Source organism: Williamsia maris (assembly GCF_024171815.1).
Taxonomy (GTDB): domain Bacteria; phylum Actinomycetota; class Actinomycetes; order Mycobacteriales; family Mycobacteriaceae; genus Williamsia_A; species Williamsia_A maris.
On record NZ_JAMTCJ010000002.1, the window covers coordinates 385,755 to 410,341 of the forward strand.

The window sequence follows — 24,587 nt, forward strand, 5'->3', positions numbered from 1 at the left end:
TCAGCGTCGCCGGCGCACCGACCACTCGTCGTAGGAGAACAGCCCCAGCGCGAGGGCCAGCAACGGCAGCGCCAGCCACACCGTGTGGACGCCCAGGGTCGGTGACGACACCGCGCAGATCACCGCCCCGGTGAGGAACGACCCGATGATGGCGGCCAGGTTCGCCACGTGCGGCCTCGCCGCGGGGTCGTGTTCGGCGACCCAGTCGTACAGGGCGATCGACATGCTCTTGAGGTTGCCGGTCGTCATGGTGGTCGAGTAGGCGACGTCCACCAGCGTCTTGAACACCGCGATCTGGATCGCGGCCGCATATGCGATGACCACGGTGGACAGCTCGTCGCCGTAGCTCAGTCGCTCCGAGCTCGGGACGAATCCCACCGCCCCCAGCAGGACGAACTCGACGACCAGCACGCTGCGCACCGGGTACCGCAACCAGGTCCGGGCTGCGGTGGTGGTGAGGTATTGCGCCGTCATCACACCGGCGACGAACGCGATCACCGGCGGGACGTGTGCCGCGGCATCCCACCATCGACCCTGTGAGGCCTTCACGCCGAGAAAGATCAGATTGCCGGTCTGGGCGTTCGCGAACACCCCACCCCGGTTGACGAACGTGTACACGTCGAGGAACCCGCCGACCGCGGCCATGAGCATGCCGAGTCGGACGGTGGTGGAGGTGACCACCCGAGGCTCGCGCGCCATCAGGGCACCATCTCACAAAACAACCGCGGACCGACTGCCGTGAGGCAATCGGTCCGCGGTCGGGATGGATCTGGGTGGATCAGACTCCGAGCGAGGGCCCGAGGACCGAGAACCAGGACTCGTGCAGGCGTGCCTGCCAGTAGTTCCAGTCGTGCGTGCCGTCGTTGGTGATGCGGGTGACGACGTTGACGCCGTTCTGCCGCAGCGTTCCGACGTACTGGCGGCTCGCGATGCCGGACGCCACCTCGAGGGGGACGACCTGAGCGAACTTGGTCGGGTTCTTCGTCGGGTCGATGTTCGATCCGCCGGTGCCCGCCGAGACGTAGACGCGCTTGCCGCGCAGTGCCGCGGCACGCAGAGCCGGGTCGTTCTCGAGCCAGCGACCGAACGGGTAGACGCCCCACATGTTGTCGGGGTTGCCGCCGACCTGGCCGACCGCGACCTGGATGCCCTGGGCGAAGCCCGGCTCCGTGGTCAGCGGGTAGCCGCTGTACGACGCGACGCCGCGGTACATGCCCGGGTGGCGCGACGCGAGGTTGAGCGCGGAGGTGCCGCTCATCGACAGACCGGCGATCGCGTTGTTGGTACGCGAGCTGTTGTAGCGATTCGCCATGAAGTTGGGGAGCTCACGGGTGAGGAACGTTTCCCACTTGTTGAGGCCCAGCACCGGGTCGCGACGGTCCCAGTCGGTGTAGAAGCTGCCGGCGCCGCCGAAGGGCATCGCTACGTTGACGTTCTTGTTGGCGAAGAAACGACGCACGTCGGTGTTGATCAACCAACCGTTGTCGTTGTTCGGCGCGCGCAGTCCGTCGAGGAGATACAGAGTCGGCGCGCCCTTCCGCTGGGCGCCGAGGATCTCGACCGGGATGTTCCGCTTCATGGCGGCGGAGTAGACCTGGGTCGTCGCGACGCGGGCCTCGGCGGGTCCGGCGGTGACGACCGTCGCGAGTCCGGTGGTCGCGACCACCGCGAACACACCGGCCAGCAGGCGAGTACGAAGCCTGTGAATCGACATTGAAGGGTCCTTCGTTTCTCACTTGAGCTGGGGGACCCACGCAGAGTAACAGCCGCATAACAAGTCAGCAGAATCGCCGACGGCCTGCTGGTGAGAGGTCTATCGCGGGGTCGGTTGTGGATATCCCCGACGAACTGTGCGATCGAGGATGCCCAGCGTCCCCGACAATGCCGCCTCGGAGATGACCGGGAAGATGCCGCGGTCCTTGATCTCCTGACGAGCGTTCGACCAGTCGTAGAACGACGTCACCAGGGTCCCGTCGTCGTTCGGCTCGAGCCGGTACCCGTAAACGTGGCCGATCGGCGGCTGCACGGTCCCGCTGATGCTCCAGGAGATCTCCCGCTCGGCCTGGAACGACTCGATGATCACGGTGACGTCGTACTTCCCCATCTCGGGGATGTCCTTGATCGACTCGCGGTCCATGTGGACGACGAACCGGTCGCCCACCGCGGTGACCCGATTGCCGTCGGCGCTCATCAACATCCCGGACGCGTCGATCGCGACGTGGCCCTGGGGATCGGCCAGCACCGCGAACACGTCGGCGGGTACCGCGGCGATCTGACGCTGGACTTCGAGACGTTCGGTCACGGGTTCGAGCCTTTCGTTGGGTCGCACCGTTGTGGCGTAGGTCTCATCCTGCGAGGTCAGCCGACTTTACGGTTCGATTACTTAGCGTTATGCAACTAACGTCATTCAAACACAGACGCCACGACCGTCATCGAGAGAGAGGTGGGCCGACAAATGACCAGTACTCAGTCACGTGCGGTATCGGTCTACACCGCGCTCGCCCGCATCAACCGCATGCTGCGCAACGGCGCCGGTCCGGGGGCACTGACCCTCGGTGCCACCTCTGCACTGTGGGTTCTGGTCAACAGCACTCCGATGCGACTGTCCGAGCTCGCCGCCAAGGAGAACGTCAGCGCGCCCACGATGTCGCGGCTCGTCGCGGCCCTGGAGCGCGACGGGATGGTCGAGCGCACCGCCGACCCGCTCGACGGACGCGCCAGCCTCATCGCACCGACCCCAGCGGCGGTCGAACTCATCCGCGGGGCCACGTCACGGCGTGCCCAACTGATGGAGTCCGCTCTCAACCGCCTCGCTCCCGAGGACCGTGCCGCCGCCGAACGCTCGATCGAGTTGTTGGCCGAGGTCCTCGCCGAGCAGGTCTGCGCCAGCGGCGACCCCCCTCTCTAGACCCGCTCCGACATCCACGGATCCCGCGCACGACGACGTCGCACCCGTGACCGCACGTTTCATACCACCCGCTGAGGAAGAAGTCATGGCCAACCACCTTCTCGAGAAGCCGGCCGAGCCGGCCGACAAGCGCAACCGCACGCGGTCGCTGGAGGAGCTCGGTCCCAACTACAAGTGGATCGCTCTCTCCAACACCACGCTCGGGATGCTGATCGCGACGATCAACTCCTCGATCGTCCTCATCGCCCTCCCCGACATCTTCAAGGGCATCAAGCTCAACCCGCTGGAGTCGCAGAACACCAGCTACCTGCTGTGGATGATGATGGGATTCCTCGTCGTCACAGCGGTTCTCGTCGTGAGCTTCGGACGGCTCGGCGACATGTTCGGCCGCGCGAAGATGTACAACATCGGCTTCCTGGTCTTCACCGTGTCATCGATCTTCCTGGCGGCCACATGGTTCGACGGCAGCAAGGCGGCGATCTGGCTGATCTTCTGGCGGGTTATCCAGGGTGTCGGCGGCGCGTTCCTGATGGCGAACTCGTCGGCCATCCTCACCGACGCCTTCCCGCAGCATCAGCGCGGACTGGCCCTCGGCATCAACGGCGTTGCCGCCATTGCCGGTTCGTTCCTCGGCCTGCTGGTCGGCGGCATCCTCGCCCCGATCGACTGGAACCTCATCTTCCTGGTGTCGGTCCCGTTCGGCGTGGTCGGAACCATCTGGGCCTACATGAAGCTGCACGACACCGGGGTCCGCCAGAAGGCGACGATGGACTGGTGGGGCAACATCACGTTCGCCGTGGGCCTCATCGCGATCCTGGTCGGCATCACCTACGGCATCCAGCCCTACGGCGCATCGAACATGGGATGGATGAGCCCGATGGTGCTCACCTGCCTGATCGGTGGTGCCGCGGTGCTCGCCGCCTTCGCCGTGATCGAGACCAGGGTGTCGAACCCGCTGTTCAACCTGTCGCTGTTCAAGAACAACTCGTTCCTGTACGGCAACATCGCCAACCTGATGGGGTCGATCGGCCGCGGCGGACTGCAGTTCATCCTGATCATCTGGTTGCAGGGGATCTGGTTGCCGCAGCACGGGTACGACTACACCCGCACCCCGCTGTGGGCCGGTATCTACATGGTCCCGTTGACCATCGGATTCCTGCTCTCGGCGCCGGTGTCGGGCTATCTGTCCGACAAGGTCGGCACCAAGTGGTTCACCACCTCGGGCCTGTTCATCACGGCGGCGACGTTCGCCGCGCTGATCGCGATCCCGGTGGACTTCAACTACTGGGCCTTCGCGGTGATCCTGTTGATCAACGGCATCGGCATGGGCCTGTTCGCCTCGCCGAACCGCGCCGAGGTGATGAACAGCCTGCCCGCCAACGCCCGTGGATCGGGCGCCGGGATGATGACCACGTTCCAGAACGCGGCCATGGTGCTCTCCATCGGCCTGTTCTTCAGCCTGATGATCGCCGGCCTGTCAAGCGATCTGCCGTCGGCCATGAGCAACGGCCTGCTGGCACACGGTGTCTCGCCGGCCGACGCCAACCAGGTCGCCAGCCTGCCGACGGTGGGCATCCTGTTCGCCGCGTTCCTGGGCTACAACCCGATCAAGGAACTCGTCGGACCGAACCTGCACACACTGTCGCAGTCGAACCAGGACACCCTTACGGGGCTGAAGTTCTTCCCGCACCTGATCTCGGAGCCGTTCTCCAACGGTCTCTCGGCGGCGTTCACCTTCGCCATCGTCTGCTGCATCCTGGGAGCCATCGCGTCGCTGTTCACCGGGCGCGCCGGCGACAAGGCCGCGATCGAGCCGCACGAGAGTGTGGGCGAGGAGCTCGCGAGTGTGTCGATGGGCGGTGTCGCCGCCCGCGATGCCGAGCATTCCGAAAACAATTCGGACACCGACGGTCCGGGTCCGGACCGCCCGCATCGTCCGGAGCACGCCTACCGCTAGGCGGGTTCGCTCTCACGCACCACACGGCGCGTCTGCTCCTCGGAGCAGGCGCGCCGTCTGCTGTGCGGGGCCGCGGTCGGAATTTTCAGCGAAGTGGGGGCTTGCTGTTGGGAACCTCTCAGGAACGCGGAGTTGTCTGGGTGTTCAGGAGGAACACTGTGAATCACGAACCGCACCACGGCATCCATCGCGCCGACGACCACCGCCCGTACGACCCGGGTATGCCGCCCGGCGGTTGGCAGCAGGCGCCGCCCTACACCTACGGCCCGCCTCCGCAGCCGCCCGCGCCGACCCGTCGGTACAACCCGTTCGGGATGCTGGCGCTGGCCGCGTTCACCGTCGCCGTCGCCGTCCTGACCGCGTTCGGCGCCACGGCGCTGCACGAGCAGTCGGCCGCCCCCACACAGTCACAGGCCGTGGCGCCGGTCCAGCGTGTGGACAACACCGTCGACGGCACCACATCGGCTGCCCTGCAACGCGCCGCGCAGGCCGTTGTCCCCGGGATGGTCTACATCAACACCGAACTCGGCTACGAGAACGGCGCGGGTGCCGGAACCGGGATCGTCCTGTCCTCCACCGGCGAGGTGCTGACGAACAACCACGTCATCTCCGGCGCCACATCGATCACCGCGACCGATCTGGGCAACGGCCGCACCTATCCCGCCACCGTGGTCGGGTACGACCGCAAATCCGATGTCGCAGTGGTGAAGTTGACCGGTGCGACCGGTCTCACCACCGCACCGCTGGGCGACTCGAACGCCGTCAAGGTCGGCGACGCCATCGTGGGCGTCGGCAACGCTGGCGGCGGGGGCGGCAACCCGACCGCCGCTCCGGGCCGCGTCACGAACCTCGACCAGTCGATCACAGCCAGCGACGAGTCCTCGGGATCGGCGGAACAGTTGACCGGTCTGATCCAGATCGCGGCGAACATCCAACCCGGCGATTCCGGCGGCCCGATGGTGAACTCGTCGGGCAAGGTCGTCGGCATGAACACCGCCGCCAGCCAGGGGTACCGGCTCGGCGGCCAGAACACCGGTGGCGGCGAGGGATTCGCGATCCCGATCGCCCGAGCCCGCGCGGTCGCGGGTCAGATCACCTCCGGGTCGCGCTCGGCGACGGTCCACATCGGCGACTCGGCGATGCTGGGCGTGACCGCGAGTGACGGTCCAGGCGGAGCCGGCGCAGTCGTACAACAGGTCCTCGACAACGGGGCCGCGGCGCAGGTGTTGTCGGCAGGCGACACGATCACCTCGCTCAACGGCACCCCGATCGGCTCGGTCACCGCACTCACCGAGACCATCGACACGCTCTACCCCGGCAACTCGGTACCCATCACCTGGGTCGATCAGAACGGTCAGCAGCAATCGGCGACCGTGACCCTCGCCAAGGGCGCCGCGGCCTGAGCGGCCGCGGCGGGTCGTCCGTGCTGGTGGTGTGGCGCAGCAATTCGAGTCCACGCGACGTCGTTGAGGTCCTGGTCGGTCATCGGTTTCTCCGTTAACCGGGCCGGTTCAGGCGCGGTCGCGGAACTCCGGCTGGGTTCCCGTCGCGGCCGCCATGGGGTCGTCGTCGACGCCGGTGAGCAGGCCCAGTGACCGTGCCCGCTCGGCATCGAACACCTCACCGGTCATCGTCAGCAGCTTGGCGGTGTCGATGGACGTGAGCTGCGCGAGAGATGCGGTCGCCGACATGTCCGGGATCAGACTTGACTTTCCCGCCAGGAAAGTCCAAGCTACTTTCCAACAAGGAAAGTGAGATGACGTCATGGCAGATCCGACTCCCGAACAGGCGCGAGAAGCACTCGACGTGGTGGGGCGAGCGCGCGCGGACGTGTCGCACGAGGTGGGACTTCCGCGCTGGTACTGGTGGGCGATGGCGGCAGGATGGGTGGTGCTGGGCATCATCGGCGCGTTCGGCCCGGTCTGGCTGACGACGGTGGCGACCATCGCGTTCGGCGCCGGTCACGCGGCGGTCGCGTCCCGAATTCTCGACGGGCGTCATCGGACCCGGGGACTGCAGGTTTCCCGCGCCGTGGCCGATCGTCGCGTGCCGGTCGCGGTGATCGGGATGCTGCTGGTGCTCGTGGCGGTGACGGTGGTCGCGGCCATGGCCCTGGACACCGACGGTGCCCGGCACCCCGAGCTGTGGTCGGCGGTGCTCGTTGCGGCCGTCATCGGCTTCGGCGGCCCCGAGATGCTGCAGACCATGCGTCGGTGGATGAAAGCGTGACCGAAGGACGGTTCGACGAGCTCATCCACCCGAGTACCCGCCTGTCCCTGGTGGCGACGCTGGCCGCCACCGACTGGGCTGAGTTCGCGTTCCTGAAAGATCGTCTGTCGCTGTCGGATTCAGCGCTGTCGAAGCAGTTGTCCACCCTCGAGGGCGCGGACTATCTGATCACCGAGCGCGTGAGCACCGGGCGACGACGCACGGTCCGGGCGCGGCTCACCGACACCGGCCGCGATGCCTTCGCAGGCCACGTCGCCGCGCTGCAGGCCATCGTCGGCGACGCACAGGCGGTCGCCGCCGAGGTGCCTGCTCCCGCTACTCCACGCCGATCGTGACCTCGGTGGATTTGACCAACACGGTGGCCTGCTGGCCGACGGTGAGGCCGAGGTCCTCGACGGCCTCCTTGGTGATCGACGAGACGACGGTCTGACCGCCGCCGTCAAGAGCGACCTTCACCGTGGCCATCACCGAGCCCAGGTTGATCTCGGTGATCACACCGGCGAGCTGATTACGGGTCGACAACCTCATGACGTGGGCGTTCCTCTCCGGGGCGCGGACCCGGGTCTCGGGTCACGGCACCACGCTAGTGGCAGCGCACGACCGTTTTGACCCGGTCCACCGTTGTCGCGCAGCATTGAGCTCGACTGGCCGAACACCGCCGGTCACCACACTGAGGGTGGGAGAAACCAATGCGCAGGACCCTGTACGGACCCGACCACGCCGCGTTCGGCGAATCGGTCAGCGAGTTCATCGACCGATACATCACCCCGCGGCACGAGGCGATCATCGAGCAGCGCTTCATCGATCGGGAGATCTGGAAGCACGCCGGCGAGTCCGGGTTCCTCGGACTCGAGGTGCCCGAGGCGTACGGCGGATCCGAGGCCGGCGACTACCGGTTCAATGCGATGTTCACCGAATTGCTGTCCGGGGTCAGCGCGGCGTTGCCGTCCGCGTTCGGCATCCACGTCGACATCGTCGCGCCGTACCTGGTGAACCTGACCACCGAGGAGCAGCGCAAGCGGTGGCTGCCGGGGTTCTGCACCGGCGACATCGTCACCGCGATCGCGATGACCGAGCCCGCCGCCGGCTCCGACCTCGCCGGGATCAAGACCACCGCGAAGCAGGAGGGCACCGACTGGGTCATCAACGGGTCGAAGACCTTCATCACCAACGGCTTCAACGCCGACCTCGTGGTCGCCGCGGTGAAGACCTCCCCGGAGAAGAAGTCCAAGGGCATCACCATGTTCGCGATCGAGAAGGACATGCCCGGATTCGAGCGCGGGCGCAAGCTCGACAAGGTCGGCCAGCCCGAATCCGACACCGCCGAGCTGTTCTTCACCGACGTCCGCGTCCCGGCCGAGAACGTCATCGGCGAGGTCGACCGCGGTTTCATCCACATGATGACGTTCCTGCCGCAGGAGCGGCTCAACGCGGCGGTGTCGAACCTGGCCCACGCCAAGGCGTTGTTCGGGGAGACGCTGACCTACGTCGAGGAGCGCAAGGCGTTCGGGAAGTCGATCGGGTCGTTCCAGTTCAACAAGTTCACCATCGCCGAGCTGGCGACGCAGATCGACGTGACCCAGGCGTTCATCGACGCCTGCGTCACCGCGCACACCGAGGGCGAACTCAGTGCGGCCGACGCGGCGAAGGCCAAGTGGTGGACCGCGGAGATCCAGAACAAGATCCTCGACGCCTGCCTGCAGCTGCACGGCGGCTACGGCTACATGAACGAGTACCGCATCGCGCAGGCGTGGAAAGACGCCCGGGTCACGCGCATCTGGGCGGGGTCCAACGAGATCATGAAGGAGATCATCGGCCGCGATCTCGGCTTCTGATCCTCCCCGTACTCTGACCAGACGAACGCACCCCGCACCACCTGAGGAGACCCCGATGCCCGTTCTCGACATGTTCCGTCTCGACGGCAAGGTGGTCATCGTGACCGGCGCGTCCTCCGGGCTGGGTGTGGCCTTCGCGCAGGCCTCGGCCGAGGCCGGCGCGTCGGTGGTCCTGGCGGCGCGTCGAGTCGAGAAGCTGGGCGACACAGCACAACTGGTCGAGGCGGCCGGTGGGCGGGCACTCAGTGTCGCCACCGACGTCGCCGATCCCGAACAGGCCCAGGCGATGGTCGACGCCGCGATGAGCGAGTTCGGTCGGGTGGACGTGCTGATCAACAATGCCGGTATCGGCACCGCGGTGCCGGCGACCCGTGAGACCCCTGAGCAGTTCAGGTCGGTCATCGACGTGAACCTCAACGGTTCCTACTGGGCCGCGCAGGCCGCCGCGCGTGTGATGGAGCCGGGCAGCTCGATCATCAACATCTCCAGCGTGCTGGGCCTGACGACCGCGGGTCTGCCGCAGGCCGCCTACGCAGCGAGCAAGGCGGGCATCATCGGGCTCACCCGCGACCTCGCGCAGCAGTGGGGCAGCCGAAAAGGCATCCGCGTCAACGCGATCGCACCCGGGTTCTTCGAGTCCGAGATGACCGATCAGTACGACCACGGCTACCTCGACGCACAGGCCGCACGCCGACTGCTCGGCCGGATGGGCGACCCCGCGGAGCTCGCCGCGACCGCGGTCTGGCTCGCGTCGGCCGCAGGCGGATACGTCACCGGACAGACCATCGCGGTCGACGGCGGCGTCACCGTCACGTAGTACCCCGCCTCGGCTGACCAGCCCCGTCGTCTGTTCGCCAGGATCGCGTCGGCCTTCATCTTCTTCTCATTCGTGCCGCGTATCATCGGCGGCCGTATGCCCCGTGGCCCGTCCGGCCGACAACCGAGAAGAGTTCAGGAACCTCATGGCTGCCAATGACCGCAAGCGTCGCCCGATGGTGACCGATCCCCGCGCCGACGAACGCCGCCGCAGCCTGTTGATCAAGGTCGCCGCGACCGTGGTGGTCGTCGTGGTAGCCGTCGCCATCGGGGTGTGGCTGATCGTGACCAAGGACGACGGGACGTCGACGTCCGCGTCGCCGGCGGGACCCATCGCGTCCGGTACGGCCGGTTCTTCGTCGACGCCGTCGGTGGTGACCGACACCGGCGCCTACCGGGTCGACAAGGTCACCTCGCCGAAGGCCACCCTGACCCTCATCGAGGACTTCCAGTGCCCCGCGTGCAAACAGTTCGAGTCGATCTTCGGTGACGCGATCAAGCAGATCCGGGGCAACTCCCAGGTCGCGGTGGACTACAAGCCCATCGCGATCCTCGACCGCATGTCGTCGACCAAGTACTCCACCCGCGCGGCGAACGCGTCGGCGTGTGTCGCCGAGGCGACCGCGGGCGACGGCGACTTCGCCACGTGGCTCGCCTACCACGACGAGCTCTACGCGCAGCAGCCCGAGGAGCAGTCGTCCGGGCTCACCGACGAGCAGCTGACGAGCATCGCCACCGACGCAGGCGCACCCGCGTCGATCTCGAAGTGTGTCGACGACGGCCAGTACTCGGGCTGGGTCACCGAGCAGACACAGAAGGCCGCCCAGAACGGACTGCAGGGCACGCCGCAGGTGGAGCTCAACGGCAAGGTCGTCGAGCTGAGCACCCCGCAGGCGTTGATCGCCGCGGTCGACGCAGCGGTCGCCTGATGACACTGACCGACGCCGACCACGAGCCCGACCCGCTCGTCGACGACGCGGTCGAGCAGCCCGACTGGGCGCCGGGACGGGTGACCGGACTGATCATCCTGATCGCCGGGGCCATCGGACTCGTCGCCGCCGCGACGCTCACGATCGAGAAGTTCAAACTCCTCGAAGACCCCTCCTACCGACCCAGCTGCAGCATCAACCCGGTCCTCTCCTGCGGATCGGTCATGCAGACCGCGCAGGCACAGTTCTTCGGATTCCCCAACCCACTCATCGGCATCGCAGCGTTCGCGATCGTCGTGGTGACCGGCGTGCTCGTTCTCGCTCGTGTCGCACTACCGGTCTGGTACTGGATCGGGCTCGCCCTCGGCACGACCGCGGGCATGGTGTTCGTGTTCTACCTGATCACCGAGAGCATCTACCGCATCAACGCGCTGTGCCCCTACTGCATGGTGGTCTGGACCATCACCCCGATCCTGTTCGTCGTCGCCGCCCAGACCGCTGCCCGTCTGGGCAGCATCCCCGCACTGTGGCGCATCGTCGGGTGGCTGTGGCCCGTCCTGGTCATCTACTACGTCGTCGTCATACTGCTGATCGCAGAACACTTCTGGTACTACTGGTCGACCCTGATCTGATCGGACGTATGTGCGCATGGCGGGCGCCCGACGATGATTCAATGACCTGATGACCGGCAGCTCGAACTCCTCCGTGCCGGCCGAGTGGAACAGGCCCCCCGGCTACAAGAAGTCCCCGCGTCGACGGCGGCGATGGCCTTGGATCGCACTGGGCGCCGTGGTTGCGATCACCGTGGTCGGCCTGATCGCGCCGGACGACACCAAGCAGAGCAACGACCAGGCCGCGGCCGTCATCGGCAGCGCGCCGGCCACGACGGCCGCGCCGGCCACCAGCTCTGATCCCATCTCGTCGTCGGAGACCCCCGCGCCGGCTCCGTCGACACCGGCACAGGTCGGGTCGGGGTCGGCCGCGCAGAGCTCTCTGACGCTCTTGAACACGCTCGCCGTCAAGGGTCGTGCACCGCGAACCGGCTACAGCCGAGCACAGTTCGGGCAGGCCTGGACCGACGACGTCAACGTCGACGGCGGGCACAACGGGTGCGACACCCGCAACGACATCCTCCGGCGGGACCTGACGAGCATCGTCGCGCGATCCGGGTCACGCGGGTGCGTCGTGACGTCCGGGGTTCTCGCCGACCCCTACACCGGAACCCGGATCGACTTCGTCCGCGGCGAGAAGACCTCGCAGGCGGTCCAGATCGACCACGTCGTGGCCCTCGACGACGCCTGGCAGAAGGGCGCCCAACAACTGTCGGCCGACACCCGACGCGACCTCGCCAACGACCCCCGCAACCTCCAGGCGACCGACGGTCCGACCAACTCCCGCAAGGGATCCGGCGACGCCGCCACCTGGTTGCCGCCCAACCGATCGTTCCGCTGCACCTACGTCGCGCGGCAGGTCACGGTCAAGGCCGCGTACCGACTGTGGGTGACGCAGGCGGAGAAGGACGCCATCGCGCGGGTGCTCGGGTCCTGTGGCGCGGTGATCGCGGCGCCGGTCGCCCCGTCGCAGCCCACGCGCACCCAGACCCAGACGCCGGTCCCACGCCCCGCACCTCGTTACACCCCGCCGCCGCCCGCTCCTGTCGCACCGGCAATCCCCGATGGCGGCGATGTCTCGTACGCGAACTGTGCCGCGGTTCGTGCCGCAGGTGCTGCACCCATCCGGGTCGGCGACCCGGGGTACAGCACGAAGCTCGACCGGGATCGCGACGGCGTCGGCTGCGAGTAGGCCGCACCCACCGTCAGCCGTCACCCTCCAGGATGCGGAGATGGCGTGCAAACGACCCGGCGATGGCGTCGAGGTACGGCGTCTGGTCGGCCAACACGGCCGAGTCCGTCGTGACCGAGATGAACAGCTGGTCATCTCGCGAGTAGACGCCGTGGGCCAGGGTCGGTGTGTCGAGTGGCTGGATGCCGAAACCGCCCACGACCGGCATGCCGAACATCGAGTTGATCGAATACGGGCTGTAGACATTCGCCACCACCGCGTCGGCCGGTGAGCGCACCGACGACGGGACGACGCGTCCGACGAGCCGCGCGATGACGCCGACCACCCGGAGGAGCAGGGCCGGCATGACGTTCAACAGCCCGGCCCCCTGTCCCAGCGCCGACGCCATGGCCGCTGCCTTGGCGTCCTGCGAGGACCTCGCTATTGCCGCGATGCGCACCTCGGGCCGGGCCTCATCGGTGTGCATGTCGACCATCGTCGGGACGAATTGATTGACGGCACCGGCGGCGTCGAGTGTTCGCGTCGAGACCGGGACGAGTGCCACCAGTGACCGTGAGGTCGACGCGTCGACCCCGGTGTGAGCAACCATGGCGCCGCCGATGATCGACAACAACACGTCGTTGACCTTCGCTCCTGGGATCCGGTTCTTGATGGCTTTCACATCGGTCAGCGACAGGATCGTGTAGTCGGTGCGCCGCACCCCTCGGACCGGGTCGCCGAACACCGTGGGTGTCGACGATGCCTTGAGTGGCGGCTGCGGACTGCGCCGCGCCTCGGCGACGGCCTGTGTCAGCGCGCGAACACATCGACCCCACATGACGGGCTGGCGCACCAGGGCGCGAGTGGTGAGACGGGAACGTGCGACCACGTCGGACCCGATCCTGTTCGCCTCGGCGTCGTACGGCCACGGGAACGGCGCGTCGTCGAGGTAGGTGTTGGTGAGGTGGGCGAAGGTGACGCCGTCGAACGCCGCGTGGTGGAACATCATGGCAACGACGGTCGAGAGTCCGGTGCGGCCGGGCATCCCCTCGACGTCGACCAGTATGTCGATCCGCCACAACGGTCGCCGACGATCGAGCGGGCGGGCGGCGATGTCACTCAGTCGATCCCGGGCCTGGGACCAGTCGGCGACGTCGTGATGGAACACGATGTGATCGCGTACGTCGAAGTCGGGATCGAGGCGCCAGTAGGGCAGGTCTATGTCGAGCGGGAGGCGCACCAGGACTGCCGCGAAGACATCGGCCTGCGACGCCGCCGTCGCCATGCGCCCGACGACCTGGTCGGCACTGATCGTGGCAGGGGCGCCGTGGCGTTCGGCCACCACCCAACAGGACACGATCGTCGAGGTCCGGTGTGCGTCTCCCAGGTAGAGGTAGGCGGCATCCCTCGACGCAAGTTGCTTCATCGGTGTCCCCTACTCTGCGGTGCGCTGACAGCACACCACACCGTGCGTCGGCCCACATCGGATTCGCGGCGCTCACAGCGCTCCTCACCACGTCGGGGCTGTCGGCCACGCGTGCCAGGATGGAACGCGTGACATCTGCCGAGACGACGCACGCTCTGTGGCGTCCCGGTATCGGTCTGTCGCTGTGGTTCACCGACGCCGACGGTTCGCCCACCGCCACGCCGGACACCGCGACATTGCCCGCGCCGGTGGCCGAGGTGGTGTCCGGGCGCACGCTGCGCCGCACGATCAGCGTGACCGGACCCGATCCCGGCACCGTGCGCCAGGTGGGGTCGCTGACGTTGGGCCCGGCCGCGGCCACCGCCCTGCTCGACGACCCGGGTCTCCCCCGCACCGGAGAGCTGGGCTACTACACCTACCTCGCGGCCTCGGTCCGCCGCTTCGTCTCGGCCGGCTCGGTGACGCCGACCCTCGCGTGGACCACCGGCAGTTGGGTGACGCGATGGACTCCTCTTCCGAGCACCCACTGGCGAGCGTGGTTGTCCGGTGCGATCTCGGCGGCGCCACCGGTCGTCACCCAGAACGGTGGTGGCGAAGCGGTACTGGACTTCTGCCGCGAGGTCACCGACCACGAGTGCCGACGCCGCTGTGATGCGTTGTCGGCCGGGGTCTTCCGATCGTCGCTGGTGCGGTCGCTGCTGCCCGGCGCCGACGACGAGGTCCCGATGTCGTCGGACCGCGCGTCCTCGGCGTCGACCGCCTGGCAGGAATGGGCCGACGGGGTCCGCGAGAACGAGAGCTCCCTCGTCCTGAGGCTGCACGAGCCCGAACACAGCGAAGACGAGGACCCGCACTCCGTCCCGGATGATCGCTGGCGACTGCAGGTCTGCCGCCGCACCGTCGACGGCCTGGACGTCCCGATCGATCTGCACCGACTCGACCCCCACGAGCTCGACGAGGTGACCACCGAGGTCGCCGCCGCAGTGCGCGCGTTCGCGGGGTTGTCGCGCGCCGGGCACGATCGCGCCACCCTCGATTTCCTGCTCGGCACCGACCTCGTCACCGAACTCCTCGACTCCGGGGCCGCGGACCTCGCCGGCGCCGGGATCGTCGTCCTGCTCCCCCGGACCCTCGCCGAGGTGTCGCCCACGCTGTCGCTGCGGGGACGAACCGGTGTAGGAGCGACCGTCGAGCGTTCGGTCATGGTGGGCCTGTCGGAGATCCGGGACTTCCAGTGGCAGTTGGCGATCGGTGATGACGTCCTCGACGACGGCGACCTCGCGGCGCTCGCCGCGCAGAAGGGCAGTCTGGTCCGGGTGCGCGGTGTCTGGATCCGCGCGGAGGGGTCGGCGCTGAGTCGGGCCGCGGAGTTCATCACCACGCAGCGGGCGCTGGCCGCGTCCGGCGACCCCGCCGACATGGGCGAGCTGTTCAACCTGGTGACCACCGGGGCCGACCGGCTGGGAGTGCCTGTCACCTCGGTCTCGGGCCTGTCGTGGCTCGACGAGGTCGCGGCGGGCGGCACGCTCACCCCCGAACCGTTGACCGCGCCGACGTCGCTGGCCGCCGAGCTGCGGCCCTACCAGCATCGCGGGATGGAGTGGCTGGCACACCTGGCCTCACTCGGGATCGGGGCCGTGCTCGCCGACGACATGGGTCTGGGCAAGACGGTGCAGGTGATCGCCCTGCTCTGTAGCGAGCGAGAGAACGCCGCCGGCGCCGAGCCGGCCGACCGCGGATCGACGTTGATCGTCTGCCCGATGTCGGTGGTGGGCAACTGGGAACGCGAGATCGCCCGGTTCGCACCGCATCTGCAGGTGCTTGTCCATCACGGCCCGGGCCGGTCACGGCGAGGACCGTTCACCCCGGCCGCGAAGGCAGCGGACGTCACCATCACCACCTTCGCCATCGCCACCCGCGACACCGAGGCGCTGCAGAGCGTCCCGTGGCGGCACGTCGTCGTCGACGAGGCGCAACACATCAAGAACGTGAACACGGCCCAGTCGCGCGCGGTACGGAACATCGCTGCGCGACAACGCATCGCGCTCACCGGCACACCGGTCGAGAACCGTCTCGAGGATCTGCGTGCCGTCGTCGATCTGGTCAACCCCGGGCTGCTCGGCTCACCGTCGGTGTTCAAGGCGCGTTTCGCCGAATCCATCGAGCGAGAACGCGATCCCGAGGCGGCACGCCGCCTGAACGCGATCACGTCACCGTTCATCCTGCGCCGCGTCAAGACGGATCCGACGATCATCGCCGATCTACCCGAGAAGACCGAGCTGACCGTGCGCGCCAACCTCACCGTCGAGCAGGCGGCGTTGTATCGCGCGGTCACCGACGATCTGATGCAGGCCCTGGGCCGCACCGAATCCGACGGAACCCACGAAGGTCACCGTGTGCGAACGGTTCTCGCCGCGCTGACCCGTCTGAAGCAGGTGTGCAACCACCCCGCGCATTTCCTCGGCGACGGGTCGGCGCTGATGCGTCGCAACACACACCGCTCGGGAAAACTCGAACTGCTCGCCGACATCCTGGAGAACATCGTCGCCGACGGCGAGCGCGCCCTCATCTTCACGCAGTTCACGGCGTTCGGCGAGATGCTGGCGCCGTGGCTGTCGAAGGTCTGCGGTGAGGACGTCTCGTTCCTGCACGGGGGACTGTCCCGCACCGCACGCGACCGGATGGTGACGGAGTTCCAGGACGACGCCGGGCCGCCGGTGTTGATGGCCTCACTGAAGGCGGGTGGCACCGGGCTGAACCTCACCGCCGCCAATCACGTTGTGCACCTGGATCGCTGGTGGAATCCTGCGGTCGAGGCACAGGCCACCGACCGTGCCTACCGGATCGGTCAGACCAAGCGCGTCGAGGTCCGGACGTTCGTCTGCGTCGGGACGATCGAGGAGCGTATCGACGCGATGATCACCGACAAGCGCGCACTGTCGGACCTGACCGTCACCGCAGGCGAGAGCTGGCTGGCCGACATCGAGAACGACGAACTGTACGACCTCATGCGGCTGCGCGACGAGGCGGTGGGTGACTGATGGCGCGCAAGAAGGAGGCGCCCACACGGGGGTACGGCCTCACCGCCTGGTCACGGGCGATGCTCGCGGTCGTAGACCGCCCTGAAGACACCCGGCGGGTCGGCAAGGCACGCACCTACTTCCGTGAACGCAAGATCCTCGACGTCCGCCTCCGGCCGGGCCGTGTGAGCGCACTGGTACAGGGCAGCCAGGTCGAGCCGTTCGAGACCTCCCTCACGATGCGGACCGTCGAGGCCGACACCGTCGTCGCCCTGTTGCAGGAGAGGGGCGCGACCGATGATCTCCTGGCCGTCGCCCGTGGTGAACAGCCCCGCATCCTCGGTTCGGTGGTTCTGCCCACCGAACCGGCCGACGTCCGCGGTGACTGCAACTGTCCCGACGACGAGCCCCGGTGCATCCACGTGCTGGCACTCGCGTACGAGATGGCCGCACAGATCGACAAGGCGCCATCGGTGGCGTTGACGATGATGGGCGCCGAGGTGGCCACGTTGCTGGCGCACCTGCGTGATGACACCCCCGACGACACCGCCCGCCCCGTACGGCCGCGCGCCCCGGAACCGGTGGATTTCTTCGGCGCGCGCCTCACGCTGCCGCCCCTGCCCAGCCCGCCGTCGGTGGACGTCTTCGCCGATCTCGACGTGGCGGGGTTGAACCGCGCTCTGCGCATGTCCGGTGTCGGACCGCTCGACGTCGGTGAGGTCACCGACGAGCTGGCCGAGCTCTACGCCCAGCTGATCCGCACCCCACCAACGCAGTTGGGCACGTAACCACCGCAGTTGGGCACGTAATCGCCGCAGCTGGGCACCCGAGCGTGGTCACCGGATCAATCAGCGCGGCTCTCCATCCAGCTCCAGCCGGTCCAACCGCGATCGGCCACCAGCTGTCGCAACCGGATGAGGGACGGGCCAGCCCCGGCGTCAAGGTCAACACCGTGAATCGCCGAATGTCATCACGCCGGCGGCACCAAGGTGCCCAACTGCGGTCGTTACGTGCCCAACTGCGGTCGTTACGTGCCCAACTGAGGTCGTTACGTGCCCAACTGCGGGGTCTCAGGCGAGCAGGCGTGCGACCTCGGACGCCGCCCGCCCACCGGACACCAGCGCGCCTTGGATCGACGGGGTGTCGCGGTGGTCTCCGGCCAGGACGATCCGCTCCCCGACCCGCAGGGGTCGCTGCAACGGGGTCCCCGGAACCTGTTCGGGCAGCGCGTCGTACACGTCGTGACGGATCAGCAGCTCCCACTCCGCGGCCGATGCGCCCCAGATGCGAGACACCTCGCCGCGCACCTGCGATTCGGGTGCAGGACCGTCCTGGTCGAGCAGGGTCGTGGCCTGCACCAGCACCCGACCGGGTGGTGCGTACTCCGGCGCGAACGCGCTGAGCTGAGCGGTGTTCACCACCGGACCACCTGATCCCGACACCCGGAGGAACTGGTCGGACGACAGCCCGTCGGCCGCGAACCACCACGTCGACAGTCCCCGCATGCGGGCGCAGGCCTGCCCGGTCAACGCACCCGCGACCGGCGCCTCGGCGGCCACGACGACGGCCCGCGCGCGGAGAGTCTCGCCGCCGGCGGTACGCACCGACGGCGAAGGGCCGTCGATCACGTCCTCGACCACCGTCTCGTAGCGGATGTCCTCCCGCAGCGGCGCGGCCAACTGCCGCGGCAACGCCTGCATCCCGGTCGCCGGGACACCGGGCGTCGCCCGGAGGAAACTCCGGAGAACCAGTCGCACATAGCGATCCGACGTCGACCCGATGCCGTCGGCGAGGACACTCGACAGGAACGGCGCCAACACCGCATCCCGGATGGGGCCCTGCACGCCGAGTCGGTCCCAGTCGTCACCGAGCCCGGCGTCGGGGGCGGCGCCGAGCCGCCGAACCGAGCCGACCGCGGGCAACGCCCATCGCACCGCACCGGCCACCGCACGCGGCCGCAACAACCCGACGTCGTAGGCCGAGCGGATCGTGGTCGGCAACAGACGGGGATGCCGGGTCGGATCGGCGAGGGTGGACACACGACCCGAGCCGTCGACGGTTCGCACGCCTCGTCCACTGGTCCGCAGGTTCAGCGCCGCGACATCGACGTGTCGCTGCACCGCCGGATAGGACGGATTGAGGAGTTGGAACCCCCGATCGCAGCGGAACCCGTCGACGATGTCGGTGCGGATCCGCCCGCCCGGCGACGCCTCGCGTTCGAGTACCCGGACGGTCAGGCCACGGGCCCGGACCCCCGTCGCGGCTCGCAACCCGGCCAGCCCGGCTCCCACCACGATCACGTCGACATCAGCGTCAGTCACACCTCATCGATACCACAGCGCCCACTTGCCTGTTTTGGCCCGTTTTCTTAACGCGCACAACATCGATGACGGACATCGCGCAACGGCTGCGAAACACCTCGGGCAGAAACTGGGTCAGCGCGCGACGGCGAGAGGGCCACACCATGACAGCACCACCCCTTCAGGGCAGCTCCATCACCGACTTCGGTGTCGACGCACAGGGAGAGCTGTCGAAACTGCGTCGACATTTCGGCAGAGCCGACATCTTCTTCTACCTCGTCTGCACGCTGTTCGGTGTCGACGGTCTGGGTACTCTGGCCACCAAGGGCGGCGCCGGATTCACGTGGCTGATCCTCTGCCTGCTGCTGTTCGCGCTGCCGTCGTCGATGCTCCTCGCCGAGCTCGGCGCCGCCTACACCGACGAGGGTGGGCCGTACGTGTGGGTGCGGATGGCGTACGGACACCTCGCCGGCGCGGTCAACAACTTCCTCTACTGGGTGACCAATCCGGTCTGGATGGGCGGCACGCTGGTGGGGACCGCCGTGGGAGGTCTGCTCGTCTTCTTCAACGGCGGCAACGAATACAGCACGACGACGCTGTACATCATCGGCGCCGTGTTCATCTGGGCCGGAGTCCTGTTCGCGATCCTCTCGTTCCGGGTCGGCAAATGGGTGTCGACGATCGGCGCCTGTTCTCGCTTTCTGCTGTTGGGCGTGTTCGTCGTCGTCATCGTGATGTACGGCGCCGAGCACGGCTTCCACGGCATCGGCGCGGGCGGCTTCGCGCCCAGCTACTCCAGCTTCGTCGCCCTCGTCCCACTCATCCTGTTCAGCATGGTCGGATTCGAGCTGCCCAGCGCGGCAGGCGACGAGATGAAGGACGCCGCGAAGGACGTGCCCGCGGGAATCCGCAAGTCCCTCATCACCACCGGGCTCCTCTACGGACTCCCGGTTCTCGGCATCCTGCTGGTGCTGCCTGCGAGTCAGGCCTCCGGCCTCGCCGGGTTCCCGGACGCCATCAAGCAGGCACTGACCGTCTTCGGTGGAACCGTGTCCACCGCCGCGGACGGCACCGTCACGACGACGCTCACGGGCTTCTCCCAGCTCATCGGATGGATCATGGGCCTGCTCATCGTGATCGCGGCCTTCACCTCGGGACTCACCTGGATCATGGGTTCCGATCGCGCACTGGCGGTCTCGTGCCTGGACAAGGCAGGTCCGAGGTACCTCGGCGAGTTCTCCGAACGCTTCGGTACGCCGGTACGGGTCAACATCCTGTCCGGCGTCGTCTCCAGCGTCGTGTTCGTCGCGGCCACCGAGATCACCAGTGGCGACGCGGCGAAGTTCTTCACCGTCGCGCTGTCGCTGGCGGTGTCGACCACCTTGATGTCCTACCTCGGTCTGTTCCCGGCGGCGTGGACACTGCGTCGCAAGAACCCCGACCACCCACTGCCCTACCGGAGCCCGGCCATCGCTTTCACCACGTCCATCTCGCTGGTGTTCATCGTGTTCTGCACGGTGCAGATACTGTTCCCCGGTCTCGGCGACAGCTGGTTCGGCAGTGACTACCGCCCCGACGGGTGGACCGGCGACGAGAAGTGGACCTACCTGCTCACCGAGTTCGTCCCGCTGGCCGTGTTCATCGCCATCGGAGTGGCCTTCTGGGCCCTCGGGCGACGGGAGCGGCCGACATCGGAATCGATCCCCCCGGCATCCGTGGCGTCCGTGCGTTGACCCGGCGATCGCTGTGCGCTGACCACTGATCGGGCATGCCGGGTCACGACAGTCGTCCGACGCGTGCCGCGGCGCGTTGGTGTTCGAGCACTGCGAGCAGTTCTTCATAGGGGCCCACCACGTAGGCGTCGTCGCCCGCGGCGAACGCGGTGCCGCGCCGGGGCGGGTATTCGACCTCCCCGGTCGCGGCTCGACGCAGCGCGATGACCCGGGTGGTCGCCGAGAGGTCCTGCATCGCCACACCGACGAGTCCGCCGCCGTCGACGATCCCGACCCGACCGACCATGAACGACTGCGATTGCACGGAGAACGTCCCGAGCACGGTCAGCCCCAGGGCGGCGCCGATGAACCACGGCGCGGCCAGTTCTGCGGTCGAGCGGACGTGGTGGAACCCGAATCGCTCGGCGACGGCGTCGCCCATCGAGCGGTCGAAGATGCGCAGGACCACCGGCACGCCCGGATGGTCGACGGAGTCGGACCAGCGATCACCCAGGATGCTCCGCACCGCGATGCCGGTCTCGACGTTGACCATGTCGTCGCTGGTGAGCACGGCGACCGCCGATGCGCTCTCGACCCGGGCGTCGGTCAGGGTCTGCGGCACGGTCGCGTCACCGATGACGACCGGTACGCCGAGTTCGTCTGCGGCCGCCATGAAGCGGTTGGACCGGGATCGTTCGATGACCACGACGTCGCGGCCGCGGGCCTGGAGCTCGCGGGCGACGCGGATCCCGAACGCCCCCAGACCGATCACCACGATGTGGCCGTCCATGAAGCGTGCCTTGCGTCGACCGGCCGCCTCGGCGATACGACGGGAGATCAACAGTTCGGCGAGGAACGCCATGATCATCGCGGTGGTGGTCAGACCCGCGAACATCAACACGATCGACCAGATCCGCAGCAGCGGAGGTTGATCGGCGAAGTTGAAGTCGCCGTAGCCGACCGTGGCCACGGTCTCGGTGCTGAAGTAGATCGCGTCGAGAACACTCATGCCCGGTTTCTGATAGCCCAGTCGCAGCACCGTCGTCGACAACACCAGCAGTGTGAACAGCACGCCGAGCATGCGGAAGAAGTTCGGGTTGGCGTCCTCGACGAAGCCACGTATGCCCGCTTTCGCGCGCAGCACCGGGCCGGGCTCACTCGCTCGGGCGGTGCGCGGTCTGATGCCGATCGGGAAACCACGGGCCACGAATTCATCTGCCGTACCGAGCATCGTCGCGACATCGCCGGGCCGCACCGGGTGATCGCGTCCCGGGCACGTGACCACACGGGCGCCCGGCGACGACGAGGATCCCGCGGCGACCGCGAGCGGCGCGAGATCCCCGAACGATTCGCGCAGTGACCCCGCCGACGTCACCGGGATCGCGGCGGCGACGAAGTCGATGCCGGCCACGTCGAGGTGGTGGGTGCTGATGCCGAGGCACGCCTCGACCACCGACGGAGCGGCGAGGTCCGCGACGTCGAGCACCACGCCGGGCCCGCTCCCGTCGTTCATCGCGCCGCCGACGGTGGCGTTGCCGAGCTGCGTGATCACCCGGACCTCAGGGTTCAATCGCGTTGCGATCAGTGCTGATTCGAGATTCCACAGCTCGTTGTCCTCGACACAAACCACGGCTATCGCGGTGTCGATGCCGGCGGCGGTGAGTGCGTCACCGATGCCCACACCCGCGGTGTGGACGCGAACGCGCCACCGTGCGACCGCCGCGTCGACCACGGTGTCGGCCTGACGCACGACCAGCGACACCGACTCCCCCGACGCGAGGAACTGGTCGATGATCCGGGTGGCCAGACCGGTACACCCACAGACGATGACGTGCCCCGATCGACGCACCTTGCCGGTTCCATCGACACCCTCGACCACCGCGCACCTCCGCCGCCCCGCCACTGTTGTTCAGTGACGATACGGGCAAACGCGCTGTTCAGCGGGGTGAGTGGAGTCAGGAGATGACGTCGAGCGATGTGGTGAACGCCAGCAGCGCGGGGTCGTGCTTCCAGAAGAACCGGGCCGCGCGGCGTGAGAGGGCCAGTGAGTCACAGCGCCACGGGGCGATGTCGCTGCGGCACGCGCGGCCGGTGAGCACCAGGGTGTGCAGCGCGGGCGTACGGGCGGAGGTGTCGCCGACGAGGTGATGCGACCGGGTGACGGCCAGCGCACCGAACGCGAATCCGGTCAGGTCGGAGTCCATCAGGGCGTCGCGCATCTCGTCGGTCACCGCGTACAGGTTGCGGCTGACGACGATGCTGCTGGTCACCGGGTATTCGAGGGCGACGTGGCCGGATGTGGCCCGCGGCGGGTTGTGGGTCCGGTCCCAGGTCGCGGCGAGCAGCCGGATCGGGGCCGGCGGGCGCAGTCGGAAGAACGACGGGCCGTCGGCGCGGTGCACCGAGTCGGCGGCGACGGTCTGGACAACGGTCGGAAGTGGTTCGGCGGCAACGGCGGTGGAGGTCATGATTCATGGTCACGCGACCGGATCCGCGGCGCCAGACACACGGCGTAAAGAATCACGCCACCGCGTCAAGATGTCGTATCGACGGGACCCGGCCGCGGATCAGCCCAGCCGACGGACGACCTCGGCCGCCGCGTCCGCGGTGCTCGCCGTGCCGCCGAGGTCGGGGGTCACCACCGCGCCGTGTTGCACCGCCTCGCGGACGGCGGCCCGAACACGAGCCGACTCGTCGGGCGCTCCGAGTTCGGCGAGCATCTGCCCGACGGTGAGGATCGTCGCGAACGGGTTGGCCACCCCGCGGCCGGCGATGTCGGGGGCGCTGCCGTGCACGGGCTCGAACAGGCTCCCCCGTCCACCCACGTTCGCGCTGCTCGCGAGGCCGAGTCCGCCCATCACGCCGGCGCCGAGGTCGGAGAGGATGTCGCCGAACATGTTCTCCGCCACGATCACCCCGAACGACTCCGGTGAGCGCACCATCTGCATCGCGACCGCGTCGACGTTGGCGGTGTGCGCCTCGACCTCGGGGTGCTCGGCCGCGATCGCATCGAAGCGTTCGCGGGCCAACTCCCCACTCGCCCGCAGGACGTTGGGTTTGTCGGCCAGGGTCACGCGGGTGAAGCCGCCCGCCGCGGCCCGGTCGAAGGCGCACCGGAAGATGCGGTCGAGACCGGAGCGGGTCTGCAGACGGAGGGCGACAGCGGTGTCGTCGCGGCCGGATTCGACAGCGCCGGGATGGTCCCCTACGAGGTTCCACAGGTCGTCGTCGAGGCCGCGGTAGTCGTACCCCGCGTACAACCCCTCGGTGTTCTCGCGGATGACGACGAAGTCGAAGTCCGCGCCGTACAGGTCGGTTATGGGGCGGATGTTCGCGTACAGCCCGAGCCGGCGGCGTAGCGCGATCACCGGGGACGCGTATCGCCGACCGGTGCCCTGTAGATCCGCCGGCAGTTCGGCCTCGGCCTCGCGCGGGGGTTTGCTGGTGATCGCACCCATCAGCGTCGCGTCGGCGCGCTCGATCAGATCCCAGGTCGCCGACGGGATCGGTTCGCCCTCACGGCGCCAGCAGCCCCACCCGATCTCACCGAACTCGACGGCCCACCCCACGCCCACCGCGTCGAGGATCGGTAGCGCCGCTTCGACCACCTCGGGTCCGATCCCATCGCCGGGGAGCACCGCGATCGTCGTCATCGCGCCATCGTGTCATCCAC

At 68.0% G+C, this 24,587-nt stretch carries 23 protein-coding genes; 13 read left to right on the plus strand and 10 right to left on the minus strand.

Annotation, left to right across the window (positions count from 1 at the left end; all coding sequences use genetic code 11):
- From LX13_RS08805 to LX13_RS08815, 3 genes are all read right to left on the minus strand, one after another.
- Positions 1-699 carry a YoaK family protein gene (locus LX13_RS08805; RefSeq protein WP_253660963.1) on the minus strand — a complete coding sequence of 233 codons (699 nt, stop codon included), beginning with the start codon at positions 697-699 and terminating at the stop codon, positions 1-3.
- A gap of 79 nt (positions 700-778) precedes the next feature.
- Positions 779-1,714, minus strand: a complete 936-nt coding sequence (locus tag LX13_RS08810) for an alpha/beta hydrolase (RefSeq protein WP_253660964.1) — start codon at positions 1,712-1,714, stop codon at positions 779-781.
- A gap of 99 nt (positions 1,715-1,813) precedes the next feature.
- Entirely contained in the window at positions 1,814-2,302 is a 489-nt protein-coding gene (locus tag LX13_RS08815) for an SRPBCC family protein (RefSeq protein ID WP_253660965.1), read from the minus strand.
- Positions 2,303-2,455: 153 nt separating this feature from the next.
- On the opposite strand from LX13_RS08815, the gene LX13_RS08820 reads away from it, so the two are divergent.
- The 3 genes from LX13_RS08820 to LX13_RS08830 all read left to right on the plus strand — a co-directional run bounded on the left by LX13_RS08820 (position 2,456) and on the right by LX13_RS08830 (position 6,268).
- Positions 2,456-2,908, plus strand: a complete 453-nt coding sequence (locus tag LX13_RS08820) for a MarR family winged helix-turn-helix transcriptional regulator (RefSeq protein WP_253660966.1) — start codon at positions 2,456-2,458, stop codon at positions 2,906-2,908.
- Between the two features lie 85 nt (positions 2,909-2,993).
- Positions 2,994-4,865, plus strand: coding sequence for an MFS transporter (locus tag LX13_RS08825; protein WP_253660967.1), 1,872 nt, complete (start codon positions 2,994-2,996; stop codon positions 4,863-4,865).
- Between the two features lie 158 nt (positions 4,866-5,023).
- Positions 5,024-6,268 (plus strand): S1C family serine protease, encoded by a 1,245-nt coding sequence (locus LX13_RS08830; protein WP_253660968.1) that lies wholly within the window; start codon positions 5,024-5,026, stop codon positions 6,266-6,268.
- 108 nt (positions 6,269-6,376) lie between these two features.
- On the opposite strand, the gene LX13_RS08835 is transcribed toward LX13_RS08830, so the two are convergent.
- On the minus strand, positions 6,377-6,556 hold the full coding sequence (locus tag LX13_RS08835) for a hypothetical protein (RefSeq protein ID WP_308214723.1): 180 nt from the start codon (positions 6,554-6,556) through the stop codon (positions 6,377-6,379).
- 73 nt (positions 6,557-6,629) lie between these two features.
- On the opposite strand from LX13_RS08835, the gene LX13_RS08840 reads away from it, so the two are divergent.
- Both LX13_RS08840 and LX13_RS08845 read left to right on the plus strand, forming a co-directional pair.
- The gene (locus LX13_RS08840; protein WP_253660969.1) at positions 6,630-7,094 is read left to right on the plus strand and encodes a hypothetical protein; all 465 of its coding nucleotides are present in this window, start codon (positions 6,630-6,632) and stop codon (positions 7,092-7,094) included.
- Positions 7,091-7,429 carry a transcriptional regulator gene (locus LX13_RS08845; protein ID WP_253660970.1) on the plus strand — a complete coding sequence of 113 codons (339 nt, stop codon included), beginning with the start codon at positions 7,091-7,093 and terminating at the stop codon, positions 7,427-7,429. Before LX13_RS08840 ends, LX13_RS08845 begins: the two co-directional genes overlap by 4 nt.
- Here LX13_RS08845 and LX13_RS08850 read toward each other — a convergent pair.
- Positions 7,410-7,622: a TOBE domain-containing protein gene (locus LX13_RS08850; RefSeq protein ID WP_253660971.1), complete on the minus strand. Its 213-nt coding sequence runs from the start codon at positions 7,620-7,622 to the stop codon at positions 7,410-7,412. The genes LX13_RS08845 and LX13_RS08850 overlap by 20 nt on opposite strands.
- Positions 7,623-7,783: 161 nt before the next feature.
- Here LX13_RS08850 and LX13_RS08855 point away from each other — a divergent pair, with 161 nt between their 5' ends.
- The 5 genes from LX13_RS08855 to LX13_RS08875 all read left to right on the plus strand — a co-directional run bounded on the left by LX13_RS08855 (position 7,784) and on the right by LX13_RS08875 (position 12,477).
- Positions 7,784-8,929: an acyl-CoA dehydrogenase family protein gene (locus LX13_RS08855; protein ID WP_253660972.1), complete on the plus strand. Its 1,146-nt coding sequence runs from the start codon at positions 7,784-7,786 to the stop codon at positions 8,927-8,929.
- Between the two features lie 55 nt (positions 8,930-8,984).
- Positions 8,985-9,746: an SDR family NAD(P)-dependent oxidoreductase gene (locus tag LX13_RS08860; RefSeq protein ID WP_253660973.1), complete on the plus strand. Its 762-nt coding sequence runs from the start codon at positions 8,985-8,987 to the stop codon at positions 9,744-9,746.
- 145 nt (positions 9,747-9,891) lie between these two features.
- Positions 9,892-10,674, plus strand: coding sequence for a DsbA family protein (locus LX13_RS08865; RefSeq protein ID WP_253660974.1), 783 nt, complete (start codon positions 9,892-9,894; stop codon positions 10,672-10,674).
- On the plus strand, positions 10,674-11,306 hold the full coding sequence (locus tag LX13_RS08870) for a vitamin K epoxide reductase family protein (protein WP_253660975.1): 633 nt from the start codon (positions 10,674-10,676) through the stop codon (positions 11,304-11,306). The genes LX13_RS08865 and LX13_RS08870 overlap by 1 nt, the downstream gene beginning before the upstream one ends.
- Positions 11,307-11,355: 49 nt before the next feature.
- The gene (locus tag LX13_RS08875) at positions 11,356-12,477 is read left to right on the plus strand and encodes a GmrSD restriction endonuclease domain-containing protein (RefSeq protein WP_253660976.1); all 1,122 of its coding nucleotides are present in this window, start codon (positions 11,356-11,358) and stop codon (positions 12,475-12,477) included.
- A gap of 13 nt (positions 12,478-12,490) precedes the next feature.
- Here the strand turns inward: LX13_RS08875 and LX13_RS08880 are convergent, their stop codons facing one another.
- Positions 12,491-13,882 (minus strand): wax ester/triacylglycerol synthase domain-containing protein, encoded by a 1,392-nt coding sequence (locus LX13_RS08880; protein WP_253660977.1) that lies wholly within the window; start codon positions 13,880-13,882, stop codon positions 12,491-12,493.
- A gap of 119 nt (positions 13,883-14,001) precedes the next feature.
- On the opposite strand from LX13_RS08880, the gene LX13_RS08885 reads away from it, so the two are divergent.
- Positions 14,002-16,923, plus strand: coding sequence for a DEAD/DEAH box helicase (locus tag LX13_RS08885; RefSeq protein ID WP_253660978.1), 2,922 nt, complete (start codon positions 14,002-14,004; stop codon positions 16,921-16,923).
- Entirely contained in the window at positions 16,923-17,690 is a 768-nt protein-coding gene (locus tag LX13_RS08890) for an SWIM zinc finger family protein (RefSeq protein WP_253660979.1), read from the plus strand. Before LX13_RS08885 ends, LX13_RS08890 begins: the two co-directional genes overlap by 1 nt.
- A 282-nt stretch (positions 17,691-17,972) precedes the next feature.
- On the opposite strand, the gene LX13_RS08895 is transcribed toward LX13_RS08890, so the two are convergent.
- Positions 17,973-19,223 (minus strand): FAD-dependent oxidoreductase, encoded by a 1,251-nt coding sequence (locus LX13_RS08895; protein WP_253660980.1) that lies wholly within the window; start codon positions 19,221-19,223, stop codon positions 17,973-17,975.
- A 143-nt stretch (positions 19,224-19,366) separates the two neighbouring features.
- Between LX13_RS08895 and LX13_RS08900 the strand changes: the two genes are divergently transcribed.
- Positions 19,367-20,935 (plus strand): APC family permease, encoded by a 1,569-nt coding sequence (locus tag LX13_RS08900; RefSeq protein ID WP_253660981.1) that lies wholly within the window; start codon positions 19,367-19,369, stop codon positions 20,933-20,935.
- A gap of 43 nt (positions 20,936-20,978) precedes the next feature.
- On the opposite strand, the gene LX13_RS08905 is transcribed toward LX13_RS08900, so the two are convergent.
- From LX13_RS08905 to LX13_RS08915, 3 genes are all read right to left on the minus strand, one after another.
- Positions 20,979-22,793: an NAD-binding protein gene (locus LX13_RS08905; RefSeq protein ID WP_253660982.1), complete on the minus strand. Its 1,815-nt coding sequence runs from the start codon at positions 22,791-22,793 to the stop codon at positions 20,979-20,981.
- Positions 22,794-22,869: 76 nt separating this feature from the next.
- Positions 22,870-23,382 carry a hypothetical protein gene (locus LX13_RS08910; protein WP_253660983.1) on the minus strand — a complete coding sequence of 171 codons (513 nt, stop codon included), beginning with the start codon at positions 23,380-23,382 and terminating at the stop codon, positions 22,870-22,872.
- 99 nt (positions 23,383-23,481) lie between these two features.
- On the minus strand, positions 23,482-24,567 hold the full coding sequence (locus tag LX13_RS08915) for an isocitrate/isopropylmalate dehydrogenase family protein (protein WP_253660984.1): 1,086 nt from the start codon (positions 24,565-24,567) through the stop codon (positions 23,482-23,484).
- Positions 24,568-24,587 lie beyond the last annotated feature (20 nt).